General features: G+C 33.1%; 22 protein-coding genes. 10 read left to right on the top strand and 12 right to left on the bottom strand.

Annotated features, from left to right (window positions below):
• The first annotated feature begins 24 nt into the window (after nucleotides 1–24).
• The 4 genes from M9B42_00195 to M9B42_00180 are packed head-to-tail and all read left to right on the top strand — an operon-like array spanning nucleotide 25 to nucleotide 2,457.
• Entirely contained in the window at nucleotides 25–717 is a 693-nt protein-coding gene (locus tag M9B42_00195; GenBank protein ID URQ64281.1) for a hypothetical protein, read from the top strand.
• Nucleotides 698–1,579, top strand: a complete 882-nt coding sequence (locus M9B42_00190; protein ID URQ64280.1) for a tyrosine recombinase XerC — start codon at nucleotides 698–700, stop codon at nucleotides 1,577–1,579. The genes M9B42_00195 and M9B42_00190 overlap by 20 nt, the downstream gene beginning before the upstream one ends.
• A gap of 16 nt (nucleotides 1,580–1,595) precedes the next feature.
• Complete coding sequence (locus tag M9B42_00185) at nucleotides 1,596–2,288, top strand: HAD family hydrolase (protein URQ64279.1); 693 nt, start codon at nucleotides 1,596–1,598, stop codon at nucleotides 2,286–2,288.
• On the top strand, nucleotides 2,281–2,457 hold the full coding sequence (locus M9B42_00180) for an accessory factor UbiK family protein (GenBank protein URQ64278.1): 177 nt from the start codon (nucleotides 2,281–2,283) through the stop codon (nucleotides 2,455–2,457). The genes M9B42_00185 and M9B42_00180 overlap by 8 nt, the downstream gene beginning before the upstream one ends.
• On the opposite strand, the gene M9B42_00175 is transcribed toward M9B42_00180, so the two are convergent.
• Complete coding sequence (locus M9B42_00175) at nucleotides 2,454–2,849, bottom strand: c-type cytochrome (protein URQ64277.1); 396 nt, start codon at nucleotides 2,847–2,849, stop codon at nucleotides 2,454–2,456. The two genes, M9B42_00180 and M9B42_00175, sit on opposite strands and share 4 nt — an antisense overlap.
• A gap of 36 nt (nucleotides 2,850–2,885) precedes the next feature.
• Nucleotides 2,886–3,461, bottom strand: a complete 576-nt coding sequence (locus M9B42_00170) for a hypothetical protein (protein URQ64276.1) — start codon at nucleotides 3,459–3,461, stop codon at nucleotides 2,886–2,888.
• A 34-nt stretch (nucleotides 3,462–3,495) separates the two neighbouring features.
• On the opposite strand from M9B42_00170, the gene yihA reads away from it, so the two are divergent.
• The gene (yihA, locus tag M9B42_00165; GenBank protein URQ64275.1) at nucleotides 3,496–4,080 is read left to right on the top strand and encodes a ribosome biogenesis GTP-binding protein YihA/YsxC; all 585 of its coding nucleotides are present in this window, start codon (nucleotides 3,496–3,498) and stop codon (nucleotides 4,078–4,080) included.
• On the opposite strand, the gene polA is transcribed toward yihA, so the two are convergent.
• Nucleotides 4,077–6,731: a DNA polymerase I gene (polA, locus tag M9B42_00160; GenBank protein URQ64274.1), complete on the bottom strand. Its 2,655-nt coding sequence runs from the start codon at nucleotides 6,729–6,731 to the stop codon at nucleotides 4,077–4,079. The two genes, yihA and polA, sit on opposite strands and share 4 nt — an antisense overlap.
• 23 nt (nucleotides 6,732–6,754) lie before the next feature.
• On the opposite strand from polA, the gene M9B42_00155 reads away from it, so the two are divergent.
• Genes M9B42_00155 through M9B42_00140 form a run of 4 tightly spaced genes read left to right on the top strand, consistent with a single transcriptional unit; the run spans nucleotide 6,755 to nucleotide 11,301 of the window.
• On the top strand, nucleotides 6,755–7,258 hold the full coding sequence (locus M9B42_00155) for a disulfide bond formation protein B (protein URQ64273.1): 504 nt from the start codon (nucleotides 6,755–6,757) through the stop codon (nucleotides 7,256–7,258).
• Nucleotides 7,259–7,275: 17 nt separating this feature from the next.
• Nucleotides 7,276–8,799: a phosphoenolpyruvate carboxykinase gene (locus M9B42_00150; protein ID URQ64272.1), complete on the top strand. Its 1,524-nt coding sequence runs from the start codon at nucleotides 7,276–7,278 to the stop codon at nucleotides 8,797–8,799.
• A gap of 16 nt (nucleotides 8,800–8,815) precedes the next feature.
• A complete protein-coding gene (locus tag M9B42_00145; GenBank protein URQ64271.1) occupies nucleotides 8,816–10,303 on the top strand; it encodes a glutamate--cysteine ligase in 1,488 nt (495 codons plus the stop codon).
• Complete coding sequence (locus tag M9B42_00140) at nucleotides 10,300–11,301, top strand: NADPH:quinone oxidoreductase family protein (GenBank protein ID URQ64270.1); 1,002 nt, start codon at nucleotides 10,300–10,302, stop codon at nucleotides 11,299–11,301. The genes M9B42_00145 and M9B42_00140 overlap by 4 nt, the downstream gene beginning before the upstream one ends.
• A gap of 30 nt (nucleotides 11,302–11,331) precedes the next feature.
• Here M9B42_00140 and M9B42_00135 read toward each other — a convergent pair whose 3' ends face one another.
• From M9B42_00135 to M9B42_00110, 6 genes are all read right to left on the bottom strand, one after another.
• Nucleotides 11,332–12,048, bottom strand: a complete 717-nt coding sequence (locus M9B42_00135; protein URQ64269.1) for a hypothetical protein — start codon at nucleotides 12,046–12,048, stop codon at nucleotides 11,332–11,334.
• A 71-nt stretch (nucleotides 12,049–12,119) separates the two neighbouring features.
• A complete protein-coding gene (locus M9B42_00130) occupies nucleotides 12,120–12,743 on the bottom strand; it encodes an SCO family protein (GenBank protein URQ64268.1) in 624 nt (207 codons plus the stop codon).
• The gene (gene cyoE, locus M9B42_00125; GenBank protein URQ64267.1) at nucleotides 12,736–13,602 is read right to left on the bottom strand and encodes a heme o synthase; all 867 of its coding nucleotides are present in this window, start codon (nucleotides 13,600–13,602) and stop codon (nucleotides 12,736–12,738) included. Before cyoE ends, M9B42_00130 begins: the two co-directional genes overlap by 8 nt.
• Nucleotides 13,589–14,572: a COX15/CtaA family protein gene (locus tag M9B42_00120; protein URQ64266.1), complete on the bottom strand. Its 984-nt coding sequence runs from the start codon at nucleotides 14,570–14,572 to the stop codon at nucleotides 13,589–13,591. The genes cyoE and M9B42_00120 overlap by 14 nt, the downstream gene beginning before the upstream one ends.
• Nucleotides 14,569–15,126, bottom strand: a complete 558-nt coding sequence (locus M9B42_00115) for a hypothetical protein (protein ID URQ64265.1) — start codon at nucleotides 15,124–15,126, stop codon at nucleotides 14,569–14,571. The genes M9B42_00120 and M9B42_00115 overlap by 4 nt, the downstream gene beginning before the upstream one ends.
• Nucleotides 15,119–15,805, bottom strand: a complete 687-nt coding sequence (locus M9B42_00110) for an SURF1 family protein (protein URQ64264.1) — start codon at nucleotides 15,803–15,805, stop codon at nucleotides 15,119–15,121. The genes M9B42_00115 and M9B42_00110 overlap by 8 nt, the downstream gene beginning before the upstream one ends.
• Before the next feature lie 52 nt (nucleotides 15,806–15,857).
• On the opposite strand from M9B42_00110, the gene M9B42_00105 reads away from it, so the two are divergent.
• Nucleotides 15,858–16,034: a DUF2909 domain-containing protein gene (locus M9B42_00105; protein ID URQ64801.1), complete on the top strand. Its 177-nt coding sequence runs from the start codon at nucleotides 15,858–15,860 to the stop codon at nucleotides 16,032–16,034.
• Here M9B42_00105 and M9B42_00100 read toward each other — a convergent pair.
• Genes M9B42_00100 through ctaD form a run of 3 tightly spaced genes read right to left on the bottom strand, consistent with a single transcriptional unit; the run spans nucleotide 16,031 to nucleotide 19,071 of the window.
• A complete protein-coding gene (locus tag M9B42_00100) occupies nucleotides 16,031–16,951 on the bottom strand; it encodes a cytochrome c oxidase subunit 3 (protein ID URQ64263.1) in 921 nt (306 codons plus the stop codon). The genes M9B42_00105 and M9B42_00100 overlap by 4 nt on opposite strands.
• A complete protein-coding gene (locus M9B42_00095) occupies nucleotides 16,941–17,501 on the bottom strand; it encodes a cytochrome c oxidase assembly protein (GenBank protein ID URQ64262.1) in 561 nt (186 codons plus the stop codon). The genes M9B42_00100 and M9B42_00095 overlap by 11 nt, the downstream gene beginning before the upstream one ends.
• Nucleotides 17,494–19,071, bottom strand: a complete 1,578-nt coding sequence (gene ctaD, locus M9B42_00090) for a cytochrome c oxidase subunit I (GenBank protein ID URQ64261.1) — start codon at nucleotides 19,069–19,071, stop codon at nucleotides 17,494–17,496. Before ctaD ends, M9B42_00095 begins: the two co-directional genes overlap by 8 nt.
• Between the last annotated feature and the right edge of the window lie 5 nt (nucleotides 19,072–19,076).

The following is a 19,076-nucleotide window of genomic DNA, read 5'->3' as shown; positions in this document are numbered from 1 at the left end:
AATAAACGGGTATTAAAAAATTAAATGATTGAATTTGTAAAAATGCACTGTAATGGCAACTCCTTTATCATTACTAACGATGAAAAAATCATAAAATGCTCTTTTGAAAAACTCAACCAAGACAAAGATCTTAAATTTGACCAGTTACTAATACATAAAGAAGATGACGCCTCTCTTAAGGATTTAAAAATTTTCAATCGAGATGGAACTCCTGCCCTAAACTGCATAAATGGGAAAAGATGTATAAAGGCCTTATTGCATCGAGATAAACCAATAGCTAAAAATATTAAGGCCACTGTGAAAATTAATGCTTACAAAGAACTTTTAGATGGATTTACTTACGTTGACACAACAAATTATCACATTGTTTGGGAGTCTGATAATTTAGTAGATGATGATTTGGAAAATGAATATCAAAAAACAGGGAAATTCTTTAATTCAGATAATTTCAACTTAAGCATTTATAAGCATGATTCAGATAATAAGTTTCTAATTAGGACTTTTGAAGCAGGGGTAGGTGAAACGCTTTCATGTGGAAGTGGAAGTTCTGCAACAGCTTTTGTAATCTTTAAGAAGAATCCTTTGTTGGACAAAATTTTTTTAAATTCTAGCGGAGGTCAAATGATCTGTTATAAAAAAGATGACAATAAAATATGTTCAGAGGCAAATACTGAAATAATAAATAAAAGTAAATTTGATGAAAGAGAATATTTTTGAAAATTTAAAAACTTTTTTGAGAGTTAAAAATTACTCCAATCATACAATCTCAAACTATGAGAGAGATGTTAAGAGATTTCTAGCCTTTGCGTCTAAAACAAAAACAAGCATTGAGTCGCTAGAACAGCAAGATGTAACTTCCTGGATTTTTGATTTAAGAAAAAAAGGACTCGGTAATCGCTCTATCCTTAGAAATCTTTCTTCTTTAAGAAATTTTTTTAGATATTTAAAAAAGATTGAAGAAGTAGATGAGAACGTTTTTGAAAATATTCAAAGTCCAAAACTTAATGAAACCTTGCCTAAGGCTTTACCTCCCGAAGATGTTGCAAAACTATTATCATTTGAACCAAAAACAATGTCAGACTTTCGGGATAAAGCTTTTTTAGAACTGCTCTACTCTTCAGGACTAAGGGTTTCAGAAGCAGTTGGATTGAATTTATCTTCTTTTGAGTCAAATTATTCCTTTGTAAAAGTTTTTGGAAAAGGAAAAAAAGAGAGGCTTATACCTGTTGGCAAATTTGCGCAAATAGCAATTCAAGATTGGATTAATTTTAGAGAGACCAAAGGAATCAAAACTGATGCTTTTTTTACTAATAAGTATGGTAAGAGAATTTCTGTGAGAGCTTTCCAGCAAAGATTATATAAAATCTCAGTTTCGCAAGGCATGCAACCTGTACATCCTCACATGTTGAGACATAGTTTTGCCTCTCACCTTCTTGAATCAAGTGGAGATTTAAGATCGATTCAGGAAATGTTAGGACATAGTAGCCTCACAACTACTCAAATTTATACTAAACTTAATTTCCAACAGCTGGCAAAAATTTATGATGCCTCACACCCACATGCTAAGAAAGAAAATTAAACTTATAACATTAGACTTGGATAATACTGTGTGGCCTAACAATAAGGTTATTGTTGAGGCAGAAAAAGCAATGTGGGATTTTGTATTTGCAAAATTTCCAGAAATATACAATGAATACGACGATAAGCGTATAAGTGAAATTAGAGTAACTTTAGTTGAAAAAAATCCAAATTTAAAATTTGATTTAACTTCTTTCCGTAAGGAAATCATAAAGTATATTCTTCAAGAAGTTGGGGCTGATGAAAGTGAAGCTGCTTACTACAGCAACGAAGCTTTTAACGAATTTTTTAAATCTAGGAATAAAGTTCAATTGTACAAAGATGCAAAAATTATTATTGAAAGGCTCTTTAGAAAAACAAAGGTTGCTTCTCTTTCAAATGGAAATGCAGACCTTAAGCTTATTGGTATAGACCATATATTTGATTTCTCAATTAATTCGAAAGATGTTCAAAGCAACAAACCATCACCAGACCATTTTTTGAAAGCATTGGAATTAACAAAATGCGAAGCTGATGAAGTCATTCATATTGGAGATTGTCCAATAAATGATGTAGGGGGTGCTAGAAATTGTAACTTTAACACCATATGGTTTAATTCTGAGGGGAAAAAGTGGACTGAGATTTTCCCATGTGAATTGCAAGCTAAAAACTGGAAAGAAGTCTACAATTTAGTTAATAAAAATTTTATTTTGGAGAGAGAAAATGTTTAATCCTTTTGGAATGGGCAAAGATTTAAAAGGCATGGAAAAAATGGTGAAACCTGCCCTTGAAAAATTTATGAAAGATTCTGGTTTTGTTAAAAAAGATGAGCTAGAACAACTAATTGCTAAGGTTGATCAATTAGAAAAAAGAATTGAAGAACTAGAGCAGAAAATTTAGTCGACTGTTAAAGCCTCGAGCATGTAATCTACTGAAGCTCTAATTTCTTCTTTTGAACAATCCATACAAAGACCTTTGGCAGGCATTGCATTATAGCCGTTGTATGCATTATTTGTTAATGTCTCTACGCCTTTTACAAGTCTAGCTTCCCATTGAGATTGATCACCCAATAATGGAGAGCCAGCTAGGCCAGCAGTATGGCATGCAGCACAGCCAATATCATAAACTTCCTTACCGCTCCTTGAAACAACTTCCTCACTCTCTTGCGAACCATTATCAACAGCAATAGTACTGCCTGAATATTTATTGAGTCTGTCTCTTACTTCATCTTCATAATCATCTGCTAAAAGAAGACCTGATATTAACAGTGGAAGATAAATCAAATTTTTCATACTTACTTTTATTTATTTAAATTTTTTTATTTCAAGTTATTTATTCAAAAGAAAGATTATATTCTCTATCTCTTTATTCACGTTTCTTTGTCTTGTCACAATATATTTACCATTAACCACAACAGTTGGTGTGCCTTTGAAATCTATTCCATTTTCAATAAGTTTTCTAGGAACAGCTATGGCATTTTTAGCTTTTATATTGATGCTAAAAGAGTTGTACACTCTCATGAAATTTTCAACATCAAGATTATGTCTTTTCGCAAAATTTTCGACATCTTTGTCACTACCAAGTGGTTTTCTTTTTAGCTGCCAGTCTTTAAATACTTTATCGTGAACTTCATCACCAAGATTTAATGACTCAATGGTGTAATAGGTTTTTGCTGCTGGAAGTCTAAATTGAGGAATTTTGTTTACTTCAATAGTTGGATCTATTTCTTTGATCTTTTTAAGAGTATTTTCATACTCTAAACAAGCTGGGCAACCGTACCAAAAGATTTCAGTTACACCCTTTTCTTTGACTAATCCTTCGGGTATTTCAATATAGTCGACATTTAGCTTTGGTTGAGCCAATAATGGAAAGGCAAATAGAATTATTGAAAACAATCTAAACATGCGAAAATGATTATATAACAAGTTTTTTCGAAATATGGACCGTCATACTATAAATTTAGAATTTTTTGCTAGTTATGAACTTTTTGAGCAAATACCAAGTCTCAATTGTCAGGAAATTGCATTTGTAGGAGCGTCTAACTCAGGCAAATCCACAGCTATTAATTTATTGGCAAATAATAAAAAGCTCTCTTATACCAGTAAGAAGCCAGGGAAAACAAAGTTATTTAATTATTTTAAAAAAGATAATAATTTTATTGTTGATTTTCCTGGATACGGATTTGCAAATATTTCAAAATCTCAAATCAAGTCATGGCAGAGGGAATTACCCAGATATTTTGAAGAGAGAGAAAATTTAAAATATGCTTTTCTATTTATAGACTCAAATTCCTTTTATAAATCAAAGAAAATTAAAGAAACTGATATACAAATGATTGAGTATCTCAACAAACTCAATTTGCCATTTCATATAGTTCTTACAAAAATAGATAAGCTTAAGAATGGGCAAATAATTGAAGTTTCAAAAAACTTTGAAGAAAATTTTCAGAGCTTTTATCTTTTAAGTAACAAAGATATTGGATTGGTAACGACCCTAGCAAAAAAAATCGATAAATTAATCTAATGAGCCTCTCGCCAATTTGAGCCAAAGCCATACTCGACTTTTAGTGGCACATCAATCGAAGAGCTCTCTTCCATCAAATCAATTAAGTAAGAAATATTTTTTTCATCGTAATCTTCTGGAACTTCGAAAACTAACTCATCATGGACTTGCAGTATCATTTTTATATCCTTTTCATTGCCTCCAGATTCTTTAAAGATATTAATCATTGCTCTTTTAATAATATCGGCAGCACTACCTTGCAAAGGGCCGTTAACTGCTGCTCTTTCTGAAGCTTGTCTTAGCATGTAATTTGGTGACTCAATATTAGGAACATGAATTTTTCTGCCGTAGAGAGTGGAGACGTATTTATCTTTTTTTGCTTGTTCCACAACATCTTTCATAAATACCTTTATGGAGGAGTATTTGGCGAAGTAATTTAGAAGGAACTCCTCAGCTTCAGCCCTAGATACTGATAATTGATTTGAAAGACCAAATGCGCTCATTCCATAAAGCAAACCAAAGTTTATGGTCTTAGCCCTTCTCCGCATTTCGTCTGTTACATTTTCCATTTCAACTGAGAAAACCTCTGATGCTGTTCTTTTATGAATGTCCTCATTATTTTTAAAAGAATCCAGCATAATTTGATCTTTGGAATAATGTGCCATTAGTCTTAATTCGATTTGTGAGTAGTCCATTGCTAGAATCTTTTTGCCCTCTGAAGCCACAAAAGCTTCTCGTATTGTCACTCCCTCTGGAGTTCTAATAGGTATATTTTGAAGATTAGGTTCTGAAGATGATAGTCTTCCTGTTGATGTTACAGCTTGCTGGTAGGACGTATGAACTCTGGAAGAAGCATCACAAATTTCGGACAGCTTATCTGTATAAGTGCTTTTAAGTTTTGCCAATGACCTGTAATTAAGAATATCTTTGACAATAGGATTTTCGTTGGCTAATTTTTGTAACACGCTCTCTGATGTTGAGTAGTATCCTGTGCTAGTTTTTTTAAGACCTTTTGTTTCAATTTTTAGTTTTTCGAAAAGTACTTCGCTAAGTTGTTTTGGCGAATCAATATTAAAGACGGAGCCGGAAGCATCATGTATTTTTTTTGCTAATTTCATAAGTTGATCACCAAAATTATTTGATAATTTTTTTAGATGTCCTGTGTCTACACGTGCTCCATCTTTCTCCATTTGCATTAAAACAGTTAATAATGGGTATTCCATTTTTTTTAAAATATCTTGAGCTCCTTCATCAAGCAGATCAGACAATTTTTCATATAACCGCAAAGTTATATCAGCATCTTCAGCAGCATAATTTGTTGCTTCTTTAATTGGCACATCAGCAAATGATTTATATTTCTTTGCTCCTTTTCCTATTACATCCTCATATTTAATAGTTTTAAAATTGAGATAATACTCAGAAAGTGCATCTAGGTTATGTCTTGATGCAGTGCTGTTTAATACGTATGACATAAGCATCGTATCAGCAAGAAAGGACTCTAGGTAAATTCCTTCTTTTGAAAGAACTGCTAAATCATATTTTAAATTCTGCCCTATAAGCTTTGATGAGTTTTTAGGAAGGATTTCTTTTAACCATTTTATTCCAACATCCTTTGAAAGATCAGTGCTCTCATTATGTTCTAAAGGTACATAAAAAGCTTTTCCAGATTCAAAGCAAAAAGAAAAACCAACTATTTGTGCAATATTTACATCCAATGATGTTGTTTCAGTATCAAAGCTAAAGTAATCGCAATTATGAAATTGAGATGAAAGCCTCTCTAGCTCCTCAAGAGATTTTACAGACTTGTACTCTACACCTGCACTTTTATTGTCCTCATGTTCAATAAATGTATTGAACTCTAAACCCCTATAAAATTCTTGTAGCCCGCTACTATTTGCTTTTGGAATTGAGATATCACTTTTTTGAAGTCCTAAATTAATATCATTTTTTAAGCTGACCAAAAAGAAATTTCTCTGTAAAACATTTTTTTCCTCTCTAAGATTTTCACCAACTTTTCCCGTGATATTTTCAGCATTTTTAATAACTTCATCTAAACTTCCATATTCATTAAGCCATTTAGCGGCAGTTTTTTCTCCCACTTTTGTAATTCCTGGGATGTTATCTGATTTATCTCCTACTAGAGCAAGTAATTCAGCAACCTTATTTGGGAAAACTCCAAATTTTTCTTTAACACCATTTTCATCAAAGAAAATATCACTCATTGAATTATGTTGAATCACATTTTCATTCACTAGTTGAGTTAGATCTTTATCTGGAGAAGATATTAAAATTTTATCTTCAGAAAAATTAGAAACTAAAGTAGCGATAACGTCATCTGCTTCAACGTCCTCAACTTCCTGTACAGTAAAATTAAATAGTCCACATAATTTTTTTATATCCTCAATCTGATGTCTAAGTTCATTAGGCATTGGAGGTCTATTTGCTTTATATTTTTCATAATAATCATTTCTAAAATTTTGTCCCTTTGCATCAAAGACCATAACCATAGGTATTTCAGGGTACGTTTTTATTAATTTGTTCAACATTGCTGCAAATCCTCTAGTTGCTCCAGTAGGTTTCCCAGCTGATGTAGTTAAAGGTGGCAATGCATGGAATGCTCGATAAATGTATGAGGTTCCATCTATTAGAATAACGTTCGGTTGAAAATCCATAGAAGTATATATAATACTTAATTGTGAAAGCATTTTTTCAAAACTATTTAGATTTTTTTATTACTTTTTGCTCGGGATTTGTTGTTCTAAGTCAATATTATCTTGAAAATATAGAGGGCCTTACGCCGTGTAATCTATGTTTAATTCAATCTTACACAGCTAGAACTGTTTTTGTAATTTTTCTGATTAAGGTGTTAACGCCGATATTAAAAACTTATTTTGATATTCTTGGAATTTTAGCTTTGACTATAGGTCTATCAGCAGGAAGTAGACAAATATATCTACAAAATTTGCCTAAGGATCAACTGCCTGATGGCTTATGTGACATGCCCTTTGATGTGATATTTAATATTTATCCATTTTTTGAAGGTATTCAAAAAATCTTCATTGGTAGCAGCAAGTGTGCAGAAGAAGTTTGGACGTTTTTATCTTTAAATATTGCCGAATGGTCGACTATCTATTTTGCTTCAATGATTTTATTAATACTGTTAAGATACCTTTTAATTTTTACAAACATGACTAAATAAGTATTGGGCTACCTTTAATGTCAAAAGAACAAATTTTATCTAATTCTAAACTTATTGAAGAGGCTGTTGCTAATGATGAAGGAAAACTTGTCAGCAACGGCGCATTTCTTGCCTTAACTGGAAGTAGGACTGGAAGAAGTCCAAAAGATAGATTTATTGTAGAAGAAGCTAGCACTAGAGATAAAATTGAATGGGGTAACGTCAACCAACCTTTTAATTCAGATGATTTTAATAATCTATGGGATAAAGTTTCAGATTATCTAAGTAATAAAAAACACTATAAAACAGAAGTTCATGTTGGTTCAAATAAAGATCACTATATTCCAGTAGAAGTAAAATGTGAAAAAGCGTGGCATTCTCTCTTTTCAAAATTAATCTTTATTGTTCCTGATAAATATAACTCCGAAAATAAAGAAGTTTGGCAGTTAATTTCAGCACCTAATTTTGTTTGTGATCCTGAAGTTGATAAAACTAATTCTGATGGTTGTGTGATAATCAATTTTCATAAAAGAAGAGTTTTGATTGCTGGTATGAAATATGCTGGTGAAATTAAAAAGTCTATGTTTTCTGTGCAAAACTTTCTATTACCTGAAAAAAATGTTCTTCCTATGCACTGCTCAGCAAATCAAACCTCAGATGGACGTACAACATTATTTTTTGGTTTATCTGGAACAGGCAAAACGACACTATCTGCAGATCCCAAGTGTTCACTTATCGGAGATGATGAGCATGGATGGGGAGATGGAACAGTCTTTAATTTTGAGGGTGGTTGTTATGCTAAGTGCATAAAACTTTCCAGAGAAAATGAACCATTGATTTGGGATGCAATTAAGTTTGGGAGTGTTTTAGAAAATGTTGATACCGATGCTCAAGGGAACCCTGACTATGATAGTGATAAATATACAGAAAATACAAGATGCTGCTATCCAAGAGAATTTATTGAAAATAGCGTTCCAGAAAATGAAGGAATAGAGCCAGATAATATTATTTTCTTAACTTGTGATTTATCAGGAGTGTTACCGCCGGTAAGCATACTTAACAAAACTTCAGCTGCTTATCATTTCTTGAGTGGCTATACCGCTAAAGTGGGCTCTACCGAAGTGGGAAGTACAAAGTCCATGGATTTCACTTTTTCAACTTGCTTTGGAGCTCCTTTTTTTCCCAGACCTGCTGGTGTATATGCAGATTTGCTGATCAAAAGAATAGAGAAAATGGATACAAAAGTTTATCTTGTGAATACTGGCTGGACAGGAGGAGGATATGAAGTAGGAAAAAGATTCCCTATTCCTGTAACTAGAGCAATTATTTCAGCAATACAAGACAATGCCATTGATCATAGTGATACTTATCATATGGAATCTTTGAATTTAACAATTCCGAATAAAATATCTGGAGTAGATGAAAAATATCTAAACCCAAGAGAGGCATGGGAAGATAAAGATATGTATGACTCTGAAGCAGAAAAATTAGCACAAAGATTTAAAGATAACATCAAAAAATTTGAAGTAAGCGAAGAGATTCTTGCTTCTGGTCCAAAATAATAAGTATTATTATTTCATGGTTGCAATCAACCGAGATAAAGTTAAAGCTTTCTTAGCATCTGATAAAAAGACATATAAAGGGTTAGAAAAAGAAAATCTTCGAACAGATATAGAAGGCAAAATTTCAGGTAACAAATTTCCTAGTAATCTAGGCAGTCATCATTTTAATAAATACATTACACTTGATTATTCAGAGCCTCACTTTGAAATTGTTACGCCTCCTTTTGAGGATAATCTGGAATTATTTAAATTTCTAAAAGATCTTCATTTGTATTTAGAGCAGCAAATTGAGGATGATTTTTTGTGGAATTATTCAATGCCGCCGAAGTTTAAGAAAAAGTACATTACTCTTCCACCTTCTGGTGATATAAATAAATCAAAATTGGCCTATCTTTACAGGTTGGGTTTAAGAAATAGATATGGAGATAAGATGCAAAGTACAGCAGGCATTCATTTTAATATATCTTTCTCAAGCTCGGTTATTGATTTTCTTGGTGGAGACAAAGATGAGATCTATCTCTGCGCATGCAGAAATTTTCTTCGTATTTTTCCCCAGGTTTTAAGAGTCATAGGGGCATCTCCTGTTGCTCACAAATCTTTTATTAAGGATAGAGATATAAATGCAGAATTTCTTAATAAAACAGACTGTTATTTACCCAAAGCTACTTCTTTGCGAGTAAGTAAATTAGGATATTACTCAGAGGAGCAAGAGCAGAAATTTATTAATTTCAATTCACTAAAAGATTATCTCGAAATAATTAAGTACTACATAAATGTTCCGAATAAAAGATTTAAAGAAATTGAAATTGAACTAGCAAATCCAAAACAAATAAATAATGGGACAATTCAAATGGAGAGTGAACTCTATAATCACATAAGGCCAAAGGGAGAATTTACAACAAATGAGCGTCAATATAATCAGTTAAAAAAAGGGGGAATAAAGTATCTTGAGTTGCGATCTATAGATTTAAACCCTTACACAGCTTATGGAATATCTCAAATTGAAATTGAGTTTCTTGAACTTTTGTCAATATATTGCATTTTATGTGGTAATGAGAAAATAGATCCTATCGAAGAAATCAAGATCAAAGAAAATATAAGGCGAGCCTCTGAATCTGGTCAGGACTGTAATTTGATTTGCAGTTTTGAAAAGGGTGATGCAGAAAAAAATATCAAAGCATTAACACAAGAATTATTAGAATCACTTGAAAGCCTATCAAACGAAATTGGTTTAAAAGAGAACCATAAAAATATGTTTAAAGAATTTTATAGAAGAAATGAAGTGCCACTATCCACTCAGATTATTGATGATTTATCAAATAATTCAATCGTGAATTTTATAAGTTCCAAATCAAAAAAACAGAATTTAAATCTTTCGAAAGAATTTTCAAAAAAGATGTCCTTAGAGGCTAAAACATCCAAAAAAGAATACTTAGATCAGCAAAATAAAGATAAGATAGATTTTGAAACTTTTTTAGAAAACTATAGAGGGGAAATCAATTGAAAATTCTGCATTGTAAAGAATTCGGTCCGGTTGAAAATCTTGTTTGGGAAAATATTGACTCTCCTGAGCCTGGGGACGATGAAGTACTAATATCAGTTAAGGCTGCAGCTCTTAACTTCCCTGACTATTTAATTGTTCAAGGCCTTTATCAATTTAAGCCTGAATTTCCTTTTGCACCAGGGAATGAGGGAGCAGGCGTAATAAAAAAAATTGGAAAAAATGTAACAAAATTCAAAGAGGGTGATCGTGTTTATTTTATGTCTGCATATGGAGCTTTTGCTGAAGAGATTTGTATGCATGAACTTGGGACTTTTGCAATTGAAGAAGACACATCTTTCGAAATGGCTGCATCATACCAAATGGCATATGGCACCAGCTATCATGCCCTTATGCAAAGAGGTGAACTCAAGAAAGATGATGAATTACTAGTATTAGGAGCGTCTGGTGGCGTGGGATTAGCTGCTGTAGATATTGCAGTTGCGAAAGGAGCAAGAGTTGTTGCAGGTGTATCAAACGAAGAAAAGGCTCAAATTTGTCGTGATTACGGTGCTGCCGATGTTGTTATATATGGAGAGGGTCCCAAAGATAAAGATGAATCAAAAAAACTATCATTAGAGCTTAAGTCAAAAAGTCTAAAAGGTGGATTTGATATTATTTATGACCCAATTGGTGATTGCTACACGGAACCAGCATTTAGGTCCATTGGTTGGAAAGGAAGATATTTAGTGGTTGGATTTGCAGCTGGACAAATACCTAAATTACCAATAAATCTTTCACTTTTGAAAGGAGCTTCATTAGTTGGAGTTTTTTGGGGTTCTTTTACTGGACGTGAACCTGATTTAAATACTAAAAATCTAAATGAAATTAATCAAATGCTTAAAGATGGTGAAATTAAACCCCTAGTTTCAAAAACATTTCCAATGGAGAGAGCCGTTGAAGCAATAAATCTTATTGGAAATAGAGGTGTAATAGGAAAAGTAGTTCTTACAAATGAATAAAAGGCCCCGTTAAACAGGGCCTTTTAAGAATTACTCTTTAACCCAAGCTTTTACAGGTGTAACCATCATTACATTAACAACAGTTCTGTATTCATCAACTTCAGCTGCAAATTCCAAAAACTCTTTACTGCTAAAGGTATCCTCTGATCCTGACATCAATTCTGGTATTGAAGGGCCGCCATTAAACGCAAAATGTGATACACGCCCGTTACCAGTAACATGAGTTACAAGTCCTGATGAACCAGGAGTATCTTGGCTTTCAACTAATGAACTCCAAGCCTTTGCATAATCTCCCCTTTTCATTGGATCAACAAAAAGATCATACTTCAAGAAAACGCTATCTTTTGTCCAATCACCTTTTTGAAGTGAAAGTTCGCCAATTCTATTGAAATAATATTCTCCATGTGAGGCATCACCAATTGCTTGGACAAATTCAAGACCTGCGGCACAACTACTTGCTAACTGAATTGCTTCATTCATGCTTTCATAGTCATCAAAACCTGAATAAAAAAAGTGTGACATACCTGAACCATCCAGCTGCATCAACACTAACCCTCGTGATTTTGCTTGCCATTTCTGCCCGCAATCAGAAGCAATGAACTTATCAGTTGCTGCAACAATTGCTAAGGGATTTTTTGCTTTTATGTAGTGAAATTCTCCTACCTCACCACCAGGCTTGACTTTATGATCATCAGCTGAAAGTGGAAAAAGAATAAAAGTTAAAATAAATAAATAAATAATTCTCATATTTCCTCCTTTTTTAATAATAAAACTATTTTTAAAAATTTTTAGATTATTAATGTGAATTTAATGTGAATTTAATTTGTTTGTAATAAAGACTTAGTTACTAACGACATAGCTCTACTGTCAAATGGCCCCTTAAATATCCCCATAATATTTGCATTATCATCTACAAGAACTAAATGATTAGTATGCGAAATTACTCTTTGACTCATATGATTTTGCATGGGTTCTAATTTTTCTATTCCAAGTTGATAGCCTAATTTCAAGACTTCCGACTGCTCACCAGACACTCCAATAAAATCTTCATTAAACGCAGTTACGTACCTCTTAAGCCGATCAATAGTATCAACTTCTGGATCAAAGCTTATTAAATAAAATGCAATATCATCTGTGTCAATTTTTTCGAAAAGCTGTCTCATTACAGACATCATTACCGGACACTCAGTCGGGCACGTAGTATATCCAAAATATATGAAGTTGATGTCATGCTTCTTTAAATTTTTTTTAGTGAAAATATTATTATTGTGATCTTTCAGCTCAAATTCTCTTACTTCTTGCGAATCACCATACTTATAGAACCCATTTACTTTCATCTCTTCGATAGATAGCACTCTAGGTAAGCTTATTCGCCAAAATGAATAAGAGGTTAGTGAAATAACAATGGCAAATAATAAAATTGTAAGTTTATTTTTAGACATACAGCATTAATAAGAAGTCGATATAAGTTGCTAAAAAAAACAAAAACATATACTTAACAGAAAAATTAAAAATTTTCATAGAAAGTACATTTTCTCGATCATTAAGGTACGCAACACATAAATAAATGAAATAAATGTTCAGTAAAGATGTTGAAACTAAGTAGAAAATTCCAGTAAGCCCATAAAGAAATGGAGCAAGCGATGCACCAAATAGTAGAACAGCATAAATTACCATTTCAATTTTTGTTCTTGCCACACCTTTAGCAATTGGCATCATTGGAACACCCTCTTTTTTGTATTCATCAATTCGATCTATTGCTAGAGGCCAAAAGTGAGGAGGAGTCCAAAGAAAAATAATTAAAACGAGTGTTAGTGGAAGTAATGAAATTTCATTTGTCACTGCTGTCCATCCTATTAAAGGAGGTAATGCTCCTGATAATCCTCCTATAACAATATTTTGCGGAGTTGCCCATTTCAAATAAATTGTGTAAATCAAACTGTAAAAAATGAAACCGAAAGTAGTTATTAATAATGTCAAAATATTGGAGAAATAGAGCATAAGAGATGAACCAAGAAATAAAAGTATAGATGTAAAAATTAAAGCATTTAACAAAGTAATGTTTCCTGATGCTAAAGGTCTATTTTTTGTCCTCTGCATATTTTTATCAGTTTCTTTATCAAAAATTTGATTTAAAGCTGCAGATGAGGCTGCTAAGAATGCAAATCCAAGTAAGCTTGCAAGACCTGAAATGACGTCATTATAGAAATTTGTTGAGAGCATCATCCCCACTAATGCTGTTAGTGTTAAAAGAAGAACAATCTTTGGTTTACAAAGATCAAGATATCTATTTAGCTGCATCAACTTTTCTATAACTCAAATACATAATAACAATCATGCACAGAAACAACATAACGCCAAAAATATTATGGGCTACAGCATTCCACAAAGGTAAATGGCTTAAAACGTTGTTTATGCCCAAGAAAACTTGAAGAAAAAGAATTGCACCAAAAGCTCCTAACACAGGTAAGGTTTCTTTTGATTTCAATTTAAATATAAGAAAAAGAGAATATAAAAAAACAACTATTGCACCAATTCTATGTGTAATGTGAATTGCAACCCTAGCTTCATTGCTCATTTGTCCAAATAAGTAATTAGGACCAATAGTTTGAAATAGATTAAAAGCTTCTTTGAAATTTGTATTAGGTATTAATTCGCCTTGGCAATATGGTAGATCTAAGCAGGCTCTCGCAGCATAATTTGTTGATGTCCATGCTCCTAAAAAAATTTGAAAAATAATTAAAACAAAACCAATCATTATTAAATGTCTATTTGCTTTAAGAATTTCGAAGTTGTGCTGAAGTTTGAGTGACCTTAAAAAAATAACAAGAAAAATTGATGTAGTTATCATTGCTCCAAAAAGATGTGTGGTGACTATTAAAGGATGCAGTTTTAAGCTCACAGTTAGATAACCAAATATTCCTTGGCCTATGATTATTGCAAGCAACAGAGATGAAGTAAGGATATGTTTTTTTTCTTTAATAGATATAAAAAGTAGAAAAATAGCAAGAAGACCTAGAGATGCAGCAAAATATCTATGCACTACTTCAGGAATTATTTTGTCAATTTCAACAGGAGAGTCCGGATACAACTGTTCTGCCATTTCAATTTCCTGACTAGTAGTTGGAAAAGTTATAAATCCATAACATCCAGGCCAGTCAGGACAGCCAAGTCCAGCATCTGCTAAACGGGTCCAGGCTCCAAGACCAATAACAATAAAAGCGAGAAAAACTCCTAAAATTGATAAAACTTTTGTTGTGAAAATATTCATAATAAAGTTTTTATGTCCTCAAATACTTCTTTAAAATTAAGCTCTTTATTAAACTCCTCCATTACAAAAGAAAAATCATCTAACAAAAATAGAGATTGATTTTCGAAAGGGTTCATACCAGCATTCAAAAGCAAATCCTCAAATTCTCGATCAATATCTTTAACAAAAAAAACATTTGGAAATTTTGCAGATAAATTATTAATTGATTTAGAATTGAAATCTTCTCTTAATACAACAACTCGTTTAAGTCTATTCATTTTTCTGCCAAGAGTTGTATTTATACTGAAGGCAAATTTCAATTTTTCTTCTGAGGCTTCTAAATCATTAAAGTTATCAAAATAAACTAGGTACCATTTTCCCTTTCTGAAGCTGAAAGAATCTCCATTAATATTTTCAAGTTTAAAAAGATTTGTTTCGAGGGGTGGCACAATCAATTCTCCATTGTTTGAAGTGCTTGTAGGTTTATAACCCAAGTAAAAGGTAAGCGTAGAAGCAGTTATTACCACCAAAGGGGTAATTAAAATAACTAATGCTAAACCTATTCCTTTATTCATTCTTTTTTAAAAACGCAATTAGCGTCATTACAACTAAAACAACACTTAAGCCAAACCACTGAATTGCATATCCTATGTGCTTGCTTGCACTCATGCTTATTGGCTTTTCGATTGGTACAAGCTTAAATGGGTCTGATGGAGCTAAATTAAACAAGAAATCATAAATTTCTTTATTTTCTAGTCCTCTTTTGCGTTTAATATTTGCAAGATTAAATTCTTGAATAATTCTCGAATCGCTTTCATTTATTTCTTTCGCAAAGGCATTCTTTTGCTTAAGCATTACGTTGCCTTGTATAAAGAAAAGCCCTTCGGGCACTGAAACCTCTGGAAGATCGTTCTTCATTGGCTTTCTCTCAATAAATCCTCTGTTAACAAATATATTCTCTCCAGTGACTAGTTCAAATAAATGGTAAACCTTATATCCGGCCTTACCATTGCTTATTGCATTATCCTCATAAATAATCTCATCAAGATAAACGCCTTCTCCGTATACGGGCTCCCAGTTGCTATATTGGTAAGAATTTGCCAGTTGAATAGGTGGTTTTTTAATAAGCTCTGCGTATTGATCCATGATGTTATTTTTTTCGTCCGCTCTATTTATCTGCCAAATTCCAAGCAAAATTGTGATAGGAAAAAAAACTAAAGAAAAGAATAGTATTCTGAATTTAAATTTATGCATCTGTTAAAATGATAGTGTGCTTAAAACTGTAATAATTATTCTAGTTGTTCTTGTGCTAATAAGCCTCTTCTCGAGTCTTGTTTTCCTTTTTATTGATAAAGGTAATCCTAAAAAGAAACGCATAATGTATGGGCTTGGGTTTAGAGTGACTCTTGGTGCCATCATATTAATTCTCATAACTTATGGGATTTTTACAGGTCAACTTGGCAATAATGCGCCTTGGGGTTAAATAATATAAACAAATAAAAATAGGCAAACCCAAACAACATCAACAAAATGCCAATACCAAGAAGCTGCTTCAAAGCCAAAATGTTCTTTTTCTGTAAAATGTTTGAACCCTGTTGACCTAAATAGCTGAGTTAAAAGAAAGATCCCACCGATCAAAACATGCATTCCGTGAAATCCAGTTAGCATAAAAAAAGTTGTCCCATATACTCCAGAATTTAGAGTTAATCCCAGATGAGCATAAGCCTCATAGTATTCTGCTGCTTGGAGAATTACGAAAATAAATGCTAAGCACACAGTAATACCTAACCAAAAGTTAAATCTTTTTCTGTTGTTCTCTTTAAGTGCGATGTGTGCAAAGTGAACAGTTCCGCTTGAACTTAGAAGAACGATTGTATTCCATAAAGGAAGCCACTTAATTATTCCACTTATGCCGTGTAGATACATAGATTCATCAGGTCCTTTTGTTACTGCCTGATCACCCATAATGCTCTGCTCAGGAGTTATCATTGGTGGCCATGTTGCCTCAAATTCTGGCCATAATAATTCTCCAGCAAGGCCCTTTTCTCCCTCACCTCCAAGCCATGGTACTGCAAACTGTCTTATGTAGAATAATGCACCAAAAAAAGCGAAGAAAAACATTACCTCTGAAAAAATAAACCATCCCATTCCAAATACATAAGAATTATTTAATTGTGGTGTATCAAGTCCGGCTTTTGACTCTTTCATAACAACAGAAAACCAGAAAGACATAGTAATAACTACAGCTAACATGCCTAGAAGAAGCATTGTGGAACCATTGCCAGTGATCGCGTTAGCAGCGCCAAACCCAGCAAAAAAAACAGAAACTGCAAAAATTATTGGAATAGCACTTTTCTCAGGAACATAATATTTTTGAAAACTGTCAGTCTTACTTTCCATGATTCATATTGTCTGTTAAAACACGATCTGTTTCAAAGAGTGTATAGGATAGATATATATCATTTACGTTATCTCCTACTTCAGAACTAACATAAAATCTAACTGGCCATTCTTGCCTCTCATAAGGCATTAGAACCTGCTCTTCAAAACAAAAACATTGAATTTTTTTTACATTTTCTGCAGCTAAACCAGGTGACACTGATGGAATTATAGTTAGGGTTAATTGTTTATCAGTGGTGTTTTCTGCAATATAGGACGTTTTGCTCACCTTATCGGTCCACACCCTTACCTCATTAGAAGAAGGGAAGAAATTAACAGGCGCTGATTCATTAACTTGACTTAAAAACTTTATTCTTATTTCTCTAGAATCTTTTTTTTCTACCTCGTCTTTTACAAAAAAAGATGATGGACCATATATCTTTCCATTTAGGCCTGTAACCTCACAAAAAACATTGTAAAGAGGCACCAGCATAAAAGAAAAAAAGAACATAAAAATTACAGCTGAAACTAAATAAAGAAATATTTTGCTTGAAAAATTATTCTTAGCCATTTACTTTTGGTGGGGTTTCAAATGTATGATACGGAGCAGGAGAATCTACAGTCCACTCTAATCCTTCTGCGCCATCCCAAACCTGTGCAGTTGCTTTTTTGCCTGCAAAAACAGCCTTGATAACAATGTAAAGGAAAAGTAGCTGTGATAAACCAAACAGAAATGCTCCAATCGATGAAACTGCATTCCATTCTGCAAACTGTAAAGCGTAGTCAGCATACCTTCTAGGCATTCCAGCTAAACCTACAAAATGTTGCGGGAAGAAAGTTACATTAACACCAATAAATGATAGCCAAAAATGAAGCTTACCCATTTTCTCGTCATACATATTTCCTGTCCATTTTGGAAGCCAATAGTAAACAGCAGCCATTATTGAGAAAATTGCACCTGGTACCAATACGTAATGAAAGTGCGCTACAACAAAATAAGTATCATGATATTGAAAATCTGCAGGTGTGATCGCCAACATGAGGCCAGATAAACCACCTATTGTAAATAAAACAACAAAGGCTATTGCAAATAGCATAGGTGTTTCATAAGTTATTGATCCTTTAAAAATAGTTGCAACCCAGTTAAAAACTTTAACACCGGTAGGAATAGCAATGATCATTGTTGCCCACATAAAAAATAATTCTGCAGCGAGTGGCATTCCAACTGTAAACATATGGTGAGCCCAAACTACAAATGAAAGTACAGCAATCGAAACCATTGCATAAACCATTGATGAGTGTCCAAACAAAGGCTTTCTTGAGAAAGTGGAAATAATATGAGAAGTAATACCAAATGCAGGAAGAATCATAATATAAACTTCAGGATGGCCAAAAAACCAAAAGACGTGCTGAAATAAAACCGGATCTCCTCCACCTGCAGCATCGAAGAATGATGTTCCAAAATATGCATCCATTAATAGCATTGTTACTGCACCAGCTAGAACTGGCATAACAGCTATAAGCAAATATGCTGTTATTAACCAAGACCATACGAACAACGGCATTTGCATTAATGTCATTCCAGGTGCCCTCATATTCATAATTGTGACAATTACATTAATTGAACCCATTATTGAAGAAACTCCCATTATGTGAACGGCAAACACAAAGTAAGCGATATTGGGGTAATTTGTTGATAAAGGTGCGTAAAAAGTCCAACCAAAACCAGGCATACCTCCTTCCATAAAAGCAGTTGAAAGAAGAATTATAAATGCCGAAGGAAGTAACCAAAAACTCAGATTGTTCATTCTTGGCAATGCCATATCTGGTGCTCCAATTTGCATAGGAATAAGCCAGTTAGCTAAACCTACAAATGCTGGCATCACTGCTCCGAATATCATTATTAGTCCGTGCATAGTAACTAATTGGTTATACCTGATAGGATCCATAAGTTGTAAACCTGGTTCAAAAAGCTCGGCTCTTATCCCCATAGCCATTGCACCACCTGTTAAAAACATAAGAAAACTAAACCACAGGTATAGTGTTCCAATATCTTTATGATTGGTTGTGAAAAGCCACCTTAAGATCCCTTTTTGGGGTCCATGATGGTCATGTTCGTGATTCTCAATTACTGCACTCATAATTA

The organism is SAR86 cluster bacterium (assembly GCA_023703535.1).
Taxonomy (GTDB): Bacteria; Pseudomonadota; Gammaproteobacteria; order Magnimaribacterales; family TMED112; genus TMED112.
The sequence above is the reverse complement of the archived record's forward strand: the minus strand, read 5'-3'. Positions and strand labels throughout refer to the sequence as shown.

Coding starts and splice junctions, on each gene's coding strand:
- M9B42_00195 (URQ64281.1), top strand. CDS start 25: ATGATTGAATTTGTAAAAATGCACTGTAATGGCAACTCCTTTATCATT.
- M9B42_00190 (URQ64280.1), top strand. CDS start 698: ATGAAAGAGAATATTTTTGAAAATTTAAAAACTTTTTTGAGAGTTAAA.
- M9B42_00180 (URQ64278.1), top strand. CDS start 2,281: ATGTTTAATCCTTTTGGAATGGGCAAAGATTTAAAAGGCATGGAAAAA.
- M9B42_00175 (URQ64277.1), bottom strand. CDS start 2,849: ATGAAAAATTTGATTTATCTTCCACTGTTAATATCAGGTCTTCTTTTA.
- M9B42_00170 (URQ64276.1), bottom strand. CDS start 3,461: ATGTTTAGATTGTTTTCAATAATTCTATTTGCCTTTCCATTATTGGCT.
- yihA (URQ64275.1), top strand. CDS start 3,496: ATGGACCGTCATACTATAAATTTAGAATTTTTTGCTAGTTATGAACTT.
- polA (URQ64274.1), bottom strand. CDS start 6,731: ATGGATTTTCAACCGAACGTTATTCTAATAGATGGAACCTCATACATT.
- M9B42_00150 (URQ64272.1), top strand. CDS start 7,276: ATGTCAAAAGAACAAATTTTATCTAATTCTAAACTTATTGAAGAGGCT.
- M9B42_00145 (URQ64271.1), top strand. CDS start 8,816: ATGGTTGCAATCAACCGAGATAAAGTTAAAGCTTTCTTAGCATCTGAT.
- M9B42_00135 (URQ64269.1), bottom strand. CDS start 12,048: ATGAGAATTATTTATTTATTTATTTTAACTTTTATTCTTTTTCCACTT.
- M9B42_00130 (URQ64268.1), bottom strand. CDS start 12,743: ATGTCTAAAAATAAACTTACAATTTTATTATTTGCCATTGTTATTTCA.
- cyoE (URQ64267.1), bottom strand. CDS start 13,602: ATGCAGCTAAATAGATATCTTGATCTTTGTAAACCAAAGATTGTTCTT.
- M9B42_00120 (URQ64266.1), bottom strand. CDS start 14,572: ATGAATATTTTCACAACAAAAGTTTTATCAATTTTAGGAGTTTTTCTC.
- M9B42_00115 (URQ64265.1), bottom strand. CDS start 15,126: ATGAATAAAGGAATAGGTTTAGCATTAGTTATTTTAATTACCCCTTTG.
- M9B42_00110 (URQ64264.1), bottom strand. CDS start 15,805: ATGCATAAATTTAAATTCAGAATACTATTCTTTTCTTTAGTTTTTTTT.
- M9B42_00100 (URQ64263.1), bottom strand. CDS start 16,951: ATGGAAAGTAAGACTGACAGTTTTCAAAAATATTATGTTCCTGAGAAA.
- M9B42_00095 (URQ64262.1), bottom strand. CDS start 17,501: ATGGCTAAGAATAATTTTTCAAGCAAAATATTTCTTTATTTAGTTTCA.
- ctaD (URQ64261.1), bottom strand. CDS start 19,071: ATGAGTGCAGTAATTGAGAATCACGAACATGACCATCATGGACCCCAA.